Below are 17,330 nucleotides of genomic sequence, written 5' to 3'. Positions count from 1 at the left end.
GTACCGTTCCGGAAGACAGTTGGGTGCCACCAGTAGTCACCCGTCCGGAAGTGAATGGAGTGATATGCATGCTTTCAAGAATAGAACCTAGTCAAAGGGCTTTCCAAGTTGAATTAGCATTGTTCAAATATAGAATATTTATTCTTTATATACCCCAAAGAAAAACGAGTAAGTGTTCTATATATGGCATTATTAGGGCGAATTACAAGGGGTCTCACAATATTTGATCATCATCTAATTTCTTGCCCAGCCAAGAAATTTTCCCGGTTTGAAAAATAATGCGCTCCAATGATTTTTTTATAAATAAATTCGCCCACTAGGCAAAAAATATGAAACCTTCCCCTGAAGGATAAAGAATATTAAAGTACCACTTAAAAGAAAGACGCCCCTCCCCCACCCATTCGTTAAACAAAGAACGCGGATACCCGAGACAAACTCGAGTATCCGCGTTCTTTATCAAGGACCAGGCCGGGGCTCTAAACCCTCAACCTACCCCTCACGGCAGAAGCCTTAGTCCAGACCACGACCGTACTCATCCAGCGAAACAGCCATAAAGCCGCCGTTGCCGTAAGTGTACACCTCGTTATCCATCTGGAACGCGCTCTGGTAACCACCGAAAGTGTCCAGAGCCTGCATACGCTCAGCAGTAGCCTGGGCGCTGGGCTCAACCTCAATATCGTTGTAACGTGCCAGACCGGTACCGGCGGGAACCAGCTTACCGATAATCACGTTCTCCTTCAGGCCGAGCAGCGGGTCAGTCTTCGCCTCCATAGCAGCCTGAGTCAGGACACGGGTGGTCTCCTGGAAGGAGGCCGCCGACAGCCAGGACTCGGTAGCCAGCGAAGCCTTGGTAATACCCATCATTTCCGGACGGCCAGCTGCGGGCTTCTTGCCCTCAACCAGTGCCTTGCGGTTAGCAGTCTGGAAAGCAATGTTATCAACCAGCTCACCAGGCAGCAGATCGGTATCACCGGACTCAATCACGGTCACGCGACGTAGCATCTGGCGAACAATAACCTCAACGTGCTTGTCGTGGATTTCCACACCCTGCGACTTGTACACGCCCTGAACCTCGCTCACCAGGTGCTTCTGAGCCTCACGAGGACCACGAATACGCAGAACCTCCTTCGGATCAACAGAACCGGTAGCCAGCTGATCGCCAACCTGAACGTGATCGCCGTTCTGCAGCTTAGAAGCTGCACGACGCAGAACAGTGTAGGACTGGGGCTCGGAACCATCGTCCGGGGTCACCACAATCTTGTAGGACTTCTCGGTATCCTCAATGGTCACGCGACCAGACACCTCAGAAATCGGGGCAACACCCTTGGGGGTACGAGCCTCGAACAGCTCCTGAATACGGGGCAGACCCTGAGTAATATCGTCAGCCGAAGCCACACCACCGGTGTGGAAGGTACGCATGGTCAGCTGGGTACCGGGCTCACCAATCGACTGAGCCGCAATAATACCAACAGCCTCACCAATGTCCACCAGCACGTTCGAAGCCATCGAACGACCGTAGCACAGTGCACACACACCAATAGCGGACTCACAGGTCAGAACCGAACGGACGCGAACATCCTTCACGCCTGCCTTGAAGAGCTTCTCGATGAGCTCATCAGAGACATCGGAGCCAGCAGCAGCCAGAACGTTGCCAGCCTCATCCTTCACGTCAACCGCAAGGGTACGACCGTGAATTGAAGTCTCAACATCCTGGTGCAGACCGCCATCCTCATCAATCAGAGGCAGAACCAAACCGCGGCGAGTGCCACAGTCGTGCTCGCGAACGATAACGTCCTGCGAAACGTCCACCAGACGACGAGTCAGGTAACCCGAGTTAGCGGTACGCAGCGCGGTATCAGCCAGACCCTTACGTGCACCGTGGGTCGCGATGAAGTACTCCAGAACCGACAGGCCCTCACGGTACGAGGACTTAATCGGGCGAGGCATAATCTCACCCTTCGGGTTCGACACCAGACCACGGATACCCGCAATCTGACGGACCTGCATCCAGTTACCACGTGCACCGGAGGTCACCATACGGTAAATGGTGTTCAGACCACCGTGAGAGCTCAAGTTCTCACGCATAGCCTCTGCAACCACGTCGGTAGCCTCGGTCCAAACCTTAATCAGCTCCTGACGACGCTCTTCGTCATCGATGGTACCAATCTCGAAGTCGTCCTCAATTGCAGCAGCCTGCTTCTCGTAGCGCTCCATAATTGCCGGCTTCTCAGAAGGAGTAGCAATATCGGAAACAGCCACGGTCACGCCCGAACGAGAAGCCCAGTAGAAACCGGAGTTCTTCAGGTTATCCAGGGCACGAGCCACAACATCCATCGGGTAACGCTCAGCCAGATCATTAATCAGGCTACCCAGACCCTTCTTATCTGCCACACCGGAGAACCAGGGGTAATCCTTCGGCAGAGCCTGGTTGAACAGAACCTGACCAACAGTGCAGTCCAGCAGCACAGAATCGCCGGGCTGGTAACCCTCCGGTGCTTCCCAATCCTCGGGAGCAACAAACTGGTCACCATCAAGGCGAATCTTCACCTTGGTGTACAGCTCAATCTCGTGACGATCCATCGCCATCAGAGCCTCAGACACCGAGGAGAATGCATGACCCTCGTTCTTCTGACCATCGCGAGGAGTAGTCAGGTGGTACAGACCAATGATCATATCCTGCGAAGGAACAGCCACAGGGCGGCCATCCGACGGCTTCAGGATGTTGTTCGAGGACAGCATGAGGATACGAGCCTCAGCCTGAGCCTCAGGAGACAGCGGCAGATGAACTGCCATCTGGTCACCATCGAAGTCAGCGTTGAACGCGGAGCAAACCAGCGGGTGCAGCTGAATAGCCTTACCCTCAACCAGCTTCGGCTCAAACGCCTGAATACCGAGGCGGTGCAGAGTAGGTGCACGGTTCAGCAGAACCGGGTGCTCAGCAATAACCTCTTCCAGAACGTCCCAAACCTGCGGGCGGAAACGCTCAACCATACGCTTAGCGCTCTTAATGTTCTGAGCGTGGCTCAGCTCCACCAGACGCTTCATAACGAAGGGCTTGAACAGCTCCAGCGCCATCTGCTTGGGCAGACCACACTGGTGCATCTGCAGCTGAGGACCAACCACAATCACGGAACGACCCGAGTAGTCAACACGCTTACCGAGCAGGTTCTGACGGAAACGACCCTGCTTACCCTTCAGCATGTCAGACAGAGACTTCAGGGGGCGGTTACCGGGGCCGGTCACCGGGCGACCGCGACGACCGTTATCGAACAACGAGTCCACAGCTTCCTGCAGCATACGCTTCTCGTTGTTCACGATAATCTCGGGAGCACCCAGCTCCAGCAGACGCTTCAAACGGTTATTACGGTTAATCACACGACGGTACAGGTCGTTCAGGTCGGAAGTCGCGAAGCGGCCACCGTCCAGCTGAACCATCGGGCGCAGTTCCGGCGGAATAACCGGAACAACATCCAGGACCATACCCAGCGGAGAGTTGTTAGTGGTCAAGAAGGCGTTAACAACCTTCAGACGCTTCAGAGCACGGGTCTTCTTCTGACCCTTACCGGTCTGAATAATCTCCTTCAGAGCCTCAGACTCAGCCTCCAAGTCGAAGGACTCCAGACGCTTCTTAATAGCCTCTGCGCCCATCGCACCCTCAAAGTACATGCCGTACTTATCAATCATGGAACGGTACAGAGCCTCGTCACCCTCAAGGTCAGCGACCTTCAGGTTCTTGAAGCGATCCCACACACGATCCAGGTGCTCAGCCTCACGCTCGTAACGCTTACGCACCGACGCGAGCTGACGCTCAGCGTTATCACGCAGCTTACGCTTCTCAGCAGCCTTGCCGCCCTCTGCCTCAATACGAGCCAGCTCAGCCTCAACCTCACGGCTGATAGCGTTCACATCAGCGTTCAGAGCAGCCTCAAGCTCCTGCTTCTCGCGGTCGTGAGCAGCCTGCAGCATCGGCAGGTCCTCGTGACGAGCTTCCTCATCAACCTTAGTGATCATGTACGCAGCGAAGTAAATGACCTTCTCCAGGTCCTTCGGAGCCAGATCCAGCAGGTAACCCAGACGGGAAGGAACACCCTTGAAGTACCAAATGTGGGTAACAGGAGCAGCCAGCTCAATGTGGCCCATACGCTCACGACGTACCTTAGAGCGGGTCACCTCAACACCACAGCGCTCACACACAATGCCCTTGAAGCGCACGCGCTTGTACTTACCGCAGTAGCACTCCCAGTCCTTGGTGGGGCCGAAGATACGCTCGTCGAAGAGACCGTCCTTCTCGGGCTTCAGGGTACGGTAGTTGATGGTCTCGGGCTTCTTAACCTCACCAAAAGACCAACGACGGATGTCGTCGGCGGTGGCGAGGCCAATTCGCATCAAACCAAGCGAAGATTCGTTGGACATATCGGTCCTAATCTCTTTCTGTAAGTTTCTGAAGACTTGGGTTAGCGGGCGGGAACCCCACAACGCACGCGAGCGCATGCGGGGCTCCCCACCCTAGAAGGAGGCGGTGCTTATGCCTCGTCGACGGAGCTAGGCTCGTCGTGGGTCAGGCTCACGCCCATATCTTCTGCTGCCCGGAAGCCTTCTTCCTCCGAGTCGCTCATCTCAATAATCTTGCCGTCGGTGGAGAGCACCTCGACGTTCAGGCACAGAGACTGCATTTCCTTGATAAGAACCTTGAAGGATTCGGGGATACCCGGCTCAGGGATGTTCTCGCCCTTCACGATAGCCTCGTAAACCTTCACACGGCCCGCCACGTCATCGGACTTGACGGTCAGGATTTCCTGCAGGGTGTATGCGGCGCCGTATGCTTCCAGCGCCCACACTTCCATCTCACCGAAGCGCTGACCACCGAACTGCGCCTTACCACCCAGAGGCTGCTGGGTAATCATCGAGTACGGACCGGTGGAACGAGCGTGAATCTTGTCATCCACCAGGTGGTGCAGCTTCAGGATGTACTGGTAACCAACCGAAATCGGATCCGGGAACGGCTCACCGGAACGGCCGTCAATCAGACGTGCCTTACCGGAACGGTTGATCAGACGGTCACCATCGCGGTTCGGGTTCGAGTGGTCCATAAGGTCGAACAGTTCGTCCTCGTGGGCACCGTCGAACACCGGGGTTGCCAGGCGGGTCGGGCCGGATTCCTTCGGGAAGTTCGGCATGTGCTTAAGCCACTCGGGCTCGCCCTCAATCTTCCAACCCTGCTTAGCCAGCCAACCGGTGTGGACTTCCAGAACCTGACCAATGTTCATACGACCGGGCACGCCCAGCGGGTTCAGGATAACGTCCACGGGGGTGCCGTCTTCCAGGAAGGGCATATCCTCGATCGGCAGGATCTTGGAAATAACACCCTTGTTACCGTGGCGGCCTGCAAGCTTGTCGCCGTCGGTAATCTTACGCTTCTGAGCCACGTACACGCGGACCAGCTGGTTCACGCCCGGGGGTAGATCGTCCTCATCGTTGTTCTCGCGGTCGAAGATGCGGATACCAATGACGGTACCGGACTCGCCGTGAGGAACCTTCAGGGAGGTGTCGCGAACCTCGCGAGACTTCTCACCGAAGATTGCGCGCAGCAGGCGCTCCTCGGGGGTCAGCTCGGTCTCACCCTTGGGGGTGACCTTACCGACGAGGATGTCGCCAGCCTCAACCTCAGCACCGATGTGGATGATGCCGCGCTCGTCCAGAGCCGAGAGAACATCCTCGGACACGTTCGGGATATCGCGGGTAATCTCCTCGGGGCCCAGCTTGGTGTCGCGGGCATCAATCTCGTGTTCCTCAATGTGAATCGAGGTCAGCACGTCCTCAGAAACCATACGCTGGGAGAGGATGATCGCATCCTCGTAGTTCAGACCTTCCCACGGCATGTATGCCACGAGCAGGTTCTTACCCAGTGCCAGCTCGCCACCGTCGGTGGAGGGGCCATCAGCAATAACGTCGCGGTACTCGACGCGCTGGCCTTCCTTCACCACAACGCGCTGGTTGTAGCAGTTACCCGGGTTCGAGCGGGAGAACTTCATGATCGGGTAGGTGGAGACAGAGCCGTCGTCGTTACGGACGATAACGGTCTTAGCGTCCACGGAGGAAACCACACCGGGCTTCTTCGCGAGCACGGAGTCACCGGAGTCCAGTGCTGCGTACTTCTCCATACCGGTACCAACCACGGGAGCCTCAGACTCCAGCAGGGGCACAGCCTGACGCTGCATGTTAGCACCCATCAGTGCTCGGTTAGCGTCGTCGTGCTCCAGGTAAGGAATCAGAGCGGTAGCAACAGACACCATCTGGCGCGGGGAGACGTCCATGTACTGAACGGCGCCGGGAGCAACCAGAACAGCTTCGCCAGAACCATCGCCCGCGCGGCAGAGAACCTCGTTCTCAGCGAAGGTGCGGTCAGCGTTCAGCGGTGCGTTTGCCTGTGCGATAACAACAGACTTCTCGTCGTCAGCGGTCAGGTAGCGGACCTCATCGGTCACGCGGCCGTCAGTCACCACGCGGTAGGGGGTCTCAATGAAACCGAAGGAGTTGATGCGACCGTAGGTTGCCAGCGAACCGATCAGACCAATGTTCGGGCCTTCAGGGGTTTCAATGGGGCACATACGACCGTAGTGCGAGGGGTGGACGTCTCGAACTTCCATGCCTGCACGGTCACGGGACAGACCGCCCGGACCCAGTGCGGACAGACGACGCTTGTGGGTCAGACCTGCCAGCGGGTTGTTCTGGTCCATGAACTGGGACAGCTGAGAAGTACCGAAGAACTCCTTGATAGCTGCCACGACGGGGCGGATGTTCACCAGGGACTGCGGGGTGATAGCGTCCACGTCCTGGGTGGTCATGCGCTCGCGAACCACGCGCTCCATACGGGACAGACCGGTACGGATCTGGTTCTCAATCAGCTCGCCCACAGTGCGGATACGACGGTTACCGAAGTGGTCGATGTCGTCGATATCAATCTTGAGGGAGATCTCCTCGCCGTCACGGACGCCGGGGATGCTGGTCTCGCCTGCGTGCAGAGCGCAGAGGTAACGAATCATCTGAGCGATGTCGTCCTGGCTCAGAACGGAAGCCTCGGGGGAATCCATGGGAACGTCCACGCCGAGCTTACGGTTCAGCTTGTAACGGCCAACCTTCGCCAGGTCGTAGCGGCGCGGGGTGAAGTACATGTTGTCCAGCAGAGCCTGGGCAGCTTCAACCGTCGGGGGTTCGCCCGGACGAAGCTTGCGGTAGATGTCCAGCAGAGCCTCGTCGCGGTCCTTGACGGAGTCCTTCTCCAGGGTTGCGCGGATGGAGTCGTACTGACCGAACTCAGCCAGGATCTTGGACTCGGTCCAGCCCAGAGCCTTCAGCAGAACAGTCACGGACTGCTTACGCTTACGGTCCAGACGCACGCCAACCTGGTCGCGCTTATCAATCTCAAGCTCAAACCATGCACCGCGGGAAGGAATCACGCGGGCAGAGTAAATGTCCTTATCGGAGGTACGGTCCGGAGCCTTCTCGAAGTAAGCACCGGGGGAACGCACCAGCTGAGAAACGACCACACGCTCAGTACCGTTAATAACGAAGGTACCGGCCTCGGTCATCAGGGGGAAGTCACCCATGAACAGGGTCTGCTGCTTGACCTCGCCGGTAGCGAGGTTCATGAATTCAGCCTTAATGTACAGCGGAGCCGAGTAGGTTGCGTCGCGGTCCTTGCACTCCTCAACAGAGTACTTGGGGTCAGCAAACTCAGGCTCAGAGAAGGAGAGCTGCATAGTCTCCTGGAAGTCACGAATCGGGGAGATTTCTTCAAAAATCTCAGCCAGACCGGACTGAGCGGGGACAGAAGTGTCACCAGCAGCCTGCGCCTTTTCCAGACGCTCCACCCAGCGCTCGTTACCCACGAGGCGGTCGAAGCTATCGGTCTGGATAGCAAGCAGGTTGGGAACCTTCAGCGGTTCGTTAATCTTCGCGAATGAAATTCGGCGCGAGACGTTCTCTGCGCCGTTAGCGGCGTCATGGTTAGAGGTGCTCGAAGCGACCAAAATGGGGATCCTTCCACAGACATGTCTGTTAGCAATCAGCCTCCCGGCGACATTACCAGCGACACGACAACCTCAGCCCCCGAATAAAACGGTGCTCGAAGCTATAGAGTCGGACGGAAAAACGTCACCTTCAGCCCGTGCCCACCGCTATATGAAGGCACAAAGGTTAGGGAAAGCGTAAATACTAACAATACAGGAAGAAATCCCTTCTGTCTACCACACCCTCATCAGGAGTGCAAACCTGCCACAGCGTGCACCTAGCATTCCACCACATTCACAGCCAAACCACCCATAGACGTCTCCTTATAACGGTGAGACATATCCAAACCGGTCTGACGCATCGTCTCAATCACCTGATCCAACGACACACGGTGCGTACCATCGCCACGCAACGCCATACGAGCCGCCGTCACAGCATTCGACGCAGCCATCGCATTACGCTCAATACACGGAATCTGCACCAGACCACCCACCGGGTCACACGTCAGACCCAAGTTGTGCTCCATCGCAATCTCAGCAGCATTCTCAACCTGCTCAGGAGTACCACCCATCACCTGCGCCAAACCGGCAGCAGCCATCGAGGAGGCACTACCCACCTCACCCTGGCAACCAACCTCAGCACCAGAAATCGACGCGCGCTTCTTATACAGCACACCCACAGCAGAAGACGCCAAGAAGAAATCAACAACCGCCTGATCACGAGCAGCCTGACCGCAATGGCGGATACCCTGCGTGTAATTCATCGCGTAATGCAGCACCGCAGGAATAATACCCGCAGCACCATTCGTCGGAGCAGTCACCACGCGACCACCAAAAGCGTTCTCCTCATTGACCGCCAAAGCAATCAGGTTCACCCAGTCAATAGCGAACTCAGGAGACTTCGAAGGATCCTCCACCATCAGATCGCGATGCCACGCACCCGCACGGCAACGCACCTTCAGCGGGCCCGGCAAATAACCCACACGCGCCAAAGAAGAGCCAATGCACTCCTTCATCACACGGTAGATATGCAAGATGCCGTCACGGACCTCCTGCTCAGAACGCAGCGAACACTCATTCGCCATCTTCAACTGCGCAATCGACAGACCAGACTCATTCGCCATCTCCAGCAACTCAGCGGCCGAACCAAACGGATACGGAGGATTCATCAGCGACGCGCCACCGGTCGCCTCCTCATCACCCTCAACAATGAAGCCGCCACCAATGGAATAGTAGGTGCGCTCCAACAGCAGCTGCTCACCCGCAAACGCCGCGATCTTCATACCATTCGTATGGCGCGGAAGAACCGTCAGAGGGCGCAGAGTCATATCCAGCTCACGGTACTTCACCACCGGGCCGTACACCTTCTGCTCCTCACCACCGGGCGCAGTCACACCGTAAGCAGAGGACGGATAACCCGCCAACGGCAAGGTACCGTCCACACTATTACGCTCAATCATCGCCTCAGATTCAGCGATATTGATCGTCTCCGGAACAAAACCACACAGACCCTTCAACGCAGCGCTCATCGTGCCGTGACCAGCACCCGTAGCCGCCAACGAACCATACAGGTCAATGTGCACACCCGTCACATGGTCCAGCAGACCCTCATCAATCAGCTCCGCCACAAAACGGTTCGAAGCGCGCATCGGCCCCACCGTATGCGAACTCGAAGGGCCCACACCAACGCTGAACATCTCAAAAACACTGATGTCATACGGCAGAGCCTCTGCCTTCTTCTGGGCGCTACTGGGCGCGCTCTGGTTAATAGCCACGTTCTGTCCTTCAAATAAATAATGTCTGTGCACCGCGCCAAAAGATACGCGCCCCTCAATGGAGGAACCACACATCAATCTGCGGTCTATAAGTGCGGACAATCACCCTTGACTGGCCGCTCTAATCCTAACGCACTTCAGAACCAGCACAAACTAAGGCTCAGAACACCTCATACACTCCCCCACCACTCAACGCCCACCTCACGGCGCAGAAAAGGCGCCGTGCCCACACAGGACACGACGCCTCTACCCTACAGATTACCTGCAGAAAAACTCTTACTTCTCACGCTTGTAGAACGGCAGAGCCACAACATCAAACGGAGCACGCTTACCGCGGATATCAACATCCACAGTAGAACCAACCTCAGAGAATTCACGGTTCACCAGCGCCATAGCAATCGGGAAGCCCAGAGTCGGGGAAGGAATACCGGAGGTAACCTCACCAATCTCATTGCCCTCAGCATCCACCAGCTTAGAACCGGCACGAGCAGGACGCTTCGCCTGAGCCTTCAAACCAACCAGGATGCGCTTCGACTCGCTCTTAGCCAGCTCAGTCAGAGCCTCACGACCAACGAAGTCAGCCGCCTTCTTCTCCAGAGCGATCTCAACCAGACGGCCCAGACCGGACTCAAACGGAGTAATCTCAAGACCCAGCTCATGACCGTACAGCGGCATACCAGCCTCAAGACGCAGGGAGTCACGAGAAGCCAGGCCGGCAGGAATCATACCGAAAGGCTCACCAGCAGCAGCCAGCTTATCCCACAGCTCAACAGCGTTCTCATTCGGAACGAACAGCTCGAAGCCGTCCTCACCGGTGTAACCGGTACGAGCCAGCAGAACATCAACACCGGCAACAGTCAGCGGCACCGAAGCGTAGTACTTCAGCTCGCGGACAGCCTCCTCATCAGAAACACCAGCGGCCAGCAGAATCTCCTCAGCACGAGGACCCTGAACAGCCACCAGGGAAGTCTGCTCCGACTCGTTCACGAACTCAACATTGAAATCACCCAGGCGCTCGCTCATCGCAGCAAAGTCAGTGTCAATATTCGAAGCATTCGGAACGACCATGAACTCCTCATCGCCCAGACGGTAAGTAATCAGGTCGTCAATCACGCCGCCCTTGTCGTTGACCAGGATCGAGTACTTTGCCTTACCGACCTTCAGGATGGACATGTTCGACACCAGAGCGTAATCCAGGAACGCACCCGCATCCGGACCGGTCACACGGAACTCACCCATGTGGGACAGGTCGAAAATACCGGCACGAGTACGGACAGCCTCATGCTCAGCAACGTCATTAGCGTACTTCAGGGGCATATCCCAGCCGCCGAAGTCGGTGAAAGAAGCGCCAAGCTTCTCGTGGACAGAGTACAGAGAGGTCTTCTTGGGGGACATTAGATTCTCCTCACGCACAGCCTTGTGCTGTTATCGTTCAATCGTCGTAGATTTAGTTCACCCCCACAGACACGAGATACGCTGCGGAGGCGGTCCCCACCCGCCCCCAGGAACCTGAGGACGGGTGAGGCAGGTAGACCGCTACAGCCTACCCAGGAGCGTTACAGGCTCCTTATGCTTCCAGGTCGAAAGCCTCCATCGGGGGGCATTCGCACACGAAGTTACGGTCACCGCCAGCGCCATCAATACGACCCACCGAAGTGAAGTACTTATTAGCGCGCAGGCTCGGGACAGGGAAAGCTCCCTGAGTACGGCTGTAGGGGCGATCCCACTCATCAGCGCTCACCACATCAACGGTGTGCGGTGCGTTGCGTAGAACCGAATCCTCCACAGCGACCTTGCCCTCAGCCACCTCGATAATCTCATCGTAGATGGTCTCCATTGCCTCAATGAAGCGGTCCAGCTCTTCCTTCGACTCAGACTCAGTCGGCTCAACCATCAGGGTGCCCGGAACCGGGAACGCCAGGGTCGGAGCGTGGAAGCCGAAGTCCATCAGACGCTTGCAGACATCCTCAGCAGTCACGTGAGACTGATCGGTCAGCTGACGCAGGTCCAGGATGCACTCGTGAGCGACCAGACCGCCGGGGCCGGTGTACAGCACCGGGTACTTGTCGTTGAGCTTCTTCGCAATGTAGTTAGCGTTCAGAACCGCGTACTGCGAAGAGTCCTTCAGACCCTGAGCACCAGTCATCGCAATGTACATCCAGCTAATCGGCAGAACACCGGCAGAACCGAAGAACGCCTGCGAAATCGGCAGTGCGGCATCGTTGGGGAGCTTACCTTCAGCATCAGCGCGGTATGCGTCACCGGGCAGGAACTTCGCCAGGTGCTCACGAACAGCCAGCGGGCCAACACCGGGGCCGCCACCACCGTGAGGAATGGAGAAGGTCTTGTGCAGGTTCAGGTGCGAAACGTCGCCGCCGAACTTACCGGGCTGAGCGAAGCCCATCTGAGCGTTCAGGTTCGCGCCATCCAGGTACACCTGGCCGCCAGCCTCGTGAACCAGCTGGCACACCTCAGCAACCTGCTCCTCAAACACACCGTGAGTGGAAGGGTAGGTAATCATGATGCCGGCAACCTTGGGGCCGTACTTCTCAATCTTTGCCTTCAGGTCGTCAACATCAATCGAACCGTCAGCCGCAGTTGCCACACCGGCAACCTTCAGACCAGCCAGAGCAGCAGATGCCGCGTTGGTGCCGTGAGCAGACAGCGGAATCAGGACGGTATCGCGCTCGTGGTCACCGTTAGCCTCATGGAAGGAACGGATAGCGCGCAGACCAGCGTACTCACCGGTCGCACCCGAGTTCGGCTGCAGCGAGATAGCATCGTAACCGGTAATAGCAACCAGCCACTCGCTCAAATCCTTAATCAGCTCGTGCCAGCCCTCAGCCTGATCCTCCGGGACCAGCGGGTGGATGTTCGCGAACTCAGGCCAGGAGATGGGCTCCATCTCAGCGGCCGCGTTCAGCTTCATAGTGCACGAACCCAGCGGAATCATGGTGCGGTCAAGTGCCAGATCCTTGTCAGCGAGGTGACGCAGGTAGCGCATCATCTCGGTCTCGGAACGGTACTTGTGGAAAATCGGGTGCTGCATGTACTCATCAGTACGCAGCAGCTCAGCGGGCAGATCGTACTGTGCATCTGCCTCGCCCAGGGTGCCGCCCAGAGCCTCAACCAGGCCCTTGAGCAGCTCCTCACCGTGAGACTCACCCACGGAAATACCGATGCGGTTCTCGTCGAAGCGGCGGATGTTCACGCCAGCTTCCAGAGCCTTCGCAACCAGCTCGTCAGCACGGCCAGCAGCCTCCACCACGACAGTGTCGAAGAAAGTATCGTGAGCGATACCGTAGCCCGCAGCCTTCAGCGCAGTAGCAACACGAGCAGCATTGGTGTGCAGGCGGTCCGCGATAGCGCGCAGACCCTCAGGACCGTGGTACATCGCGTAAGCGCCAGCAACAATCGCCAGCAGAGCCTGAGCAGTACAAATATTGGAAGTAGCCTTCTCACGGCGAATGTGCTGCTCACGAGTCTGCAGAGCCAGACGGTAAGCAGGCTTACCAGCCGAATCCTTAGAAACACCCACCAGACGGCCAGGCATGGTACGCTCCATGCCCTTGTGAACAGCCATGTACGCAGCGTGGGGGCCACCGAAGAAGAAGGGCAGACCGAAACGCTGAGTGTTACCCACAGCGATATCAGCACCCAGCTCACCCGGAGACTTCAGCAGGGTCAGAGCCAACAGGTCAGCGACCACAGTGACCAGGGCGTTACGCTCCTTAGCGGCCTTAATCAGCGGCTCAATATCGCGAATATCGCCTTCATTGCCGGGGTACGCCAGGACGATACCGTACAGGTCGCCCTCGGGCAGACCCTCAGAGAAATCAGTAATGACGAAGGGAATGCCGAGCATCTCTGCACGGCCGCGAGTCACCGAAATAACCTGAGGCAGGCAACGGGAGTCAATCGCGAAGAAGCCATTCTTCACCTTGCGGTTCGCACGGTGCATCATGACAGCTGCCTCAGCTACTGCGGATGCCTCATCCAGCAGGGAGGAGTTTGCAATCTCCAGGCCGGTCAGCTCCATCACGGTGTTCTGGAAGTTCAGCAGAGCCTCCAGACGGCCCTGAGAAATCTCAGCCTGGTACGGGGTGTAAGAAGTGTAGAAACCGGGGTTTTCCAGAATGTTACGGCGCAGAACCGCGGGAGTTACTGCATCGTAGTATCCGGCACCAATCATCTGGGCGAGAACCTTATTCTTCGCAGCATAGCCGGCAATCTTTGCCTGAGCCTCATGCTCCGACAGCGGAGCAGGCAGCTGCAATTCGCCGTCAAGGCGAATCTGGGAGGGGACGACAGCGTCCATCAGCGCATCCAGGGAAGAGTATCCCAGGGTTTCGAGCATCTGCTCTGCGTCTGCGGAACGGGGGCCGAGATGACGATCAATAAAGGACATAGGATTCTCCTATTGGTCGGCGCAAACCGTAGAGGGGTCACGTCGCGCTATTGCGACGAGTCGAACACTTTAAAGTGTCCCACATCTCCACAAAGTTTCGCTAGCTCTACCAACATTCGACATGCCCAAACATCAAACTCTTCTGCCTCGCCAAAGCCCACCCCTGTCAGACGACAAAACAGCAGAAAAGCACAAAGTCCGGCTCGTTCCCTCCGAAGAGAAAACGAGCCGGACTCAGTCAAAGCAAACTTCGCATACATCCTGCAGAAGGATGTACTAGAAGAACCTACTTAGCGTGGTTGGGCTTGCCACCGTGCGGCACCAGGAATGCCGACAGGAAAGCCAGAGCCGCAGTCACAGCCAGCAGCATCAGACCGATGAAGTAGTTGTTCTCAGCCTGGTTGTAGGTTGCACCCATCACCAGCGGCGGGAAGAAACCACCCAGAGCGCCAGCAGCAGCAACCACACCGGACACCGCACCAACGTTCTTCGGATCAGCCGCACGAGCCACCCAGCCGAAGACCGAGCCGTGGCCCAGACCCAGAAGAGCAGCCATCAGGATGAAAACAGCACCATACACGTGCTCAGCATCAGGCTGGAACGCGGTAATAACTGCCAGGATCACCACACCACCCAGGGAGATGAGGGTGATAATCTTCGGACCGAACTTATCAGCCAGCACACCACCGAAGGGACGAGCAATCACAGCAGCAACCGCAAAGCCAGCCGCACGCATACCAGCGTCGTTAGCGTTGAAGTTGTAGATGTTGCTCAGGTAAGTAGGCAGGTAGTTCGAGAATGCCACGAACGCACCGAACACAACAGCGTAGAGGAAGCACAGCTGCCAAGTGGTCTTCACCTTGAATGCCTGAACAATCTTCGGCATCAGCGGAGTAACCTCACGGCCGATGGTTGCCGGGGAATCCTTCAAGAAGAAGAAAGAGATAGCAGCGGTTACAGCACAGATAACAGCAATCAGAACGTGAGTCTGGAAGTAACCAATACCCTGCACCAGGCGGGGGGTAGCGAATGCAGAAATTGCAGTACCCACCATGCCGGCACCGAACACACCGGTCGCAAAACCCTTCTTGGAAGCGTCATACCATGCGGAACTGAAGGGAATACCCACAGCGAACACGGTACCCGCAATACCCAGGAAGAACGCCACAACAAGCAGCATGGGCAGCGAGTTCATCTGACCAGCAACACCAACCAGGAAGACCAGGGGTGCGCTAATCGCCAGAACAGCGGTGAACATAATACGACCACCGTAGCGGTCAGTCAGACCACCAACGGGAATACGGCCGATAGCGCCGATGAAAATCGGCATAGCAACCAGAAGGCTGGTCATACCAGCGTCCAGGTGCATCTGCTTTGCGTACATCTTGGCCAGCGGGCCAACAACGGTCCACGCCCAGAAACCAATGGTCGAGGCGAAGGTTGCAAGCAGAACGTTACGGAGCTGACCATTCTTCAGGTCGTAGCTCGGTGCAGCAGGGGTGCTCATATTTCCTCTTTTGCAATATGGATATGTGTATTAGCGGTCGGCGCGCTCACGCGGGAGAGTACCAACCGGATCCCAACCTCGACGTGCACCAACACGCTGGCCGCCACGAGAGCGGTACACGGTGTAGGGGCGGAAGAGGTAGTGCAGGGGCACAGTCAGTGCATGCACCAGGCGGGTAAACGGCCAAATGATGAACAGAACCATAGCCACCACGATGTGAATCTTGAAAGCCACAGGAATATTCACCATCAGAGCCACCTCAGGGTGGAAGTAGAACAGCGAACGGAACCACACAGAAATGGTCTCACGGTAGTTGAAGTGAACCTCGTGACCATTCACCGGAGGCAAACCACCCGAGGGGTTCACTGCCGAAATTAGAGTAGCCGCAGTACCGGCGAGAATCACCAGAACCAAAACGACATACATGAAAACGTCATTACGAGTGGTAGCCGAACGCACACGAGAGTTCGAAACACGGCGACCAATCAGAACAAACATACCAACAATGGTTGCGACCGCAGCAACAGAACCGCCAGCCAGCGCCACAATGTGGTAAGTGTCCTCCGAAATGACCAGGTCGGTGAATGCCTTAGGCACCAGCAGACCACCAACGTGGCCAAGGAAAACGGCCGCAAGACCGTAATGGAACAGGGGCGAAGCGATGCGCAACAGCTTCGATTCATAGACCTGGGACGAGCGGGTAGTCCATCCGAACTGGTCAGTACGGTAACGCCAAATGGTGCCACCAATCAGAATGACCAGTGCAACATAGGGCAGAACGCCCCACAGCAGGATGTCAACAATACCCGGATCGGCTACAGCCTGTGCAGCATGTCCTGCGTTCTCAGAAGCAAGTACGTACACGTGTTGTCTCCTCACAAGGGATAAAACTAGTTAGAACGAGCCGAAGCCTGCTGGAGCAGCTGATGATCAGCGTAGCCATTCAGGCCAACAGTCTCGACGGGAGGGCCGTAGCCAGCCATCTTCTGGACCTCCTCCTGAGTCTGCGGAGAGACGCCAGGAAGGGTATCGCAGATGCTCTGCAACAACCCGTAGTGGGGCAGATTTCCGTCCTTCATGGACAGACGAAGAAGCTCAAGGGACGGACGGTACGCCTGCAAAGCGGAACGTCCCTTACGGCGATCCACCAACGCACAGAACTCCAGCACCAGCGGCAGGTAGTCCGGAAGTTCACCATTCAAAACGGTCAACATACCGGAGTCGCGGTACATCTGCTTAAAACGCAGGAGCGTCTCACCACGGCGGCGGGTATCACCATCGGTCCAGTAGGACAGATGCAGAGAATGACGACGTGAAAGGTCGTACTCCTGCACGTACTCGGACTGCACATCCTCCAGGTCCTTAGAAGTCAGCCACTGCTGAACCGCATCAACGGCAGCAATGAAAGCCTCATCCTGGGTGGAAGCGGTAATCTCCACCAGTTCAGGCAGAACCTTCAGAGTCTCCTCATCGGGGTAGCCCAGGAGCATACCGCTCACCTGGTAAATCACCGAGTCCTTATCCTCGCCGGGACCGTAATCGATATCAAACGGGTTCTCCGGCTGAGCCGGCTCCGAGACAGTAGCCTCGGAACCGGCCTTGCCCATGAGCTTGGAAAAGAATCCAGCCAC

Annotated in this window: 8 protein-coding genes; all 8 read right to left on the bottom strand. The window is 56.8% G+C overall.

From position 1 onward, the window contains the following. Positions 1 to 510: 510 nt before the first annotated feature. Positions 511 to 4,413 (bottom strand): DNA-directed RNA polymerase subunit beta', encoded by a 3,903-nt coding sequence (locus tag HMPREF2605_RS02320; RefSeq protein WP_044150206.1) that lies wholly within the window; start codon positions 4,411 to 4,413, stop codon positions 511 to 513. Positions 4,414 to 4,523: 110 nt separating this feature from the next. Further along, entirely contained in the window at positions 4,524 to 8,030 is a 3,507-nt protein-coding gene (rpoB, locus tag HMPREF2605_RS02315; protein WP_070846819.1) for a DNA-directed RNA polymerase subunit beta, read from the bottom strand. 257 nt (positions 8,031 to 8,287) lie between these two features. After that, complete coding sequence (locus tag HMPREF2605_RS02310) at positions 8,288 to 9,784, bottom strand: L-serine ammonia-lyase (protein WP_070846818.1); 1,497 nt, start codon at positions 9,782 to 9,784, stop codon at positions 8,288 to 8,290. 276 nt (positions 9,785 to 10,060) lie between these two features. After that, positions 10,061 to 11,179: a glycine cleavage system aminomethyltransferase GcvT gene (gene gcvT, locus HMPREF2605_RS02305; RefSeq protein WP_005508390.1), complete on the bottom strand. Its 1,119-nt coding sequence runs from the start codon at positions 11,177 to 11,179 to the stop codon at positions 10,061 to 10,063. A 172-nt stretch (positions 11,180 to 11,351) separates the two neighbouring features. Then, on the bottom strand, positions 11,352 to 14,192 hold the full coding sequence (gene gcvP, locus HMPREF2605_RS02300; protein ID WP_070846817.1) for an aminomethyl-transferring glycine dehydrogenase: 2,841 nt from the start codon (positions 14,190 to 14,192) through the stop codon (positions 11,352 to 11,354). 286 nt (positions 14,193 to 14,478) lie between these two features. Next, positions 14,479 to 15,699, bottom strand: coding sequence for an MFS transporter (locus HMPREF2605_RS02295; protein ID WP_005504924.1), 1,221 nt, complete (start codon positions 15,697 to 15,699; stop codon positions 14,479 to 14,481). 30 nt (positions 15,700 to 15,729) lie between these two features. Further along, on the bottom strand, positions 15,730 to 16,563 hold the full coding sequence (narI, locus tag HMPREF2605_RS02290) for a respiratory nitrate reductase subunit gamma (protein WP_070642956.1): 834 nt from the start codon (positions 16,561 to 16,563) through the stop codon (positions 15,730 to 15,732). 26 nt (positions 16,564 to 16,589) lie between these two features. Continuing rightward, the gene (gene narJ / locus HMPREF2605_RS02285) at positions 16,590 to 17,330 is read right to left on the bottom strand and encodes a nitrate reductase molybdenum cofactor assembly chaperone (RefSeq protein WP_005504922.1); all 741 of its coding nucleotides are present in this window, start codon (positions 17,328 to 17,330) and stop codon (positions 16,590 to 16,592) included.

Source organism: Rothia sp. HMSC065C03 (assembly GCF_001837295.1).
GTDB lineage: Bacteria > Actinomycetota > Actinomycetes > Actinomycetales > Micrococcaceae > Rothia.
Note: the sequence above shows the minus strand (reverse complement) of the source record. Positions and strands in the feature narration are given on the sequence as shown.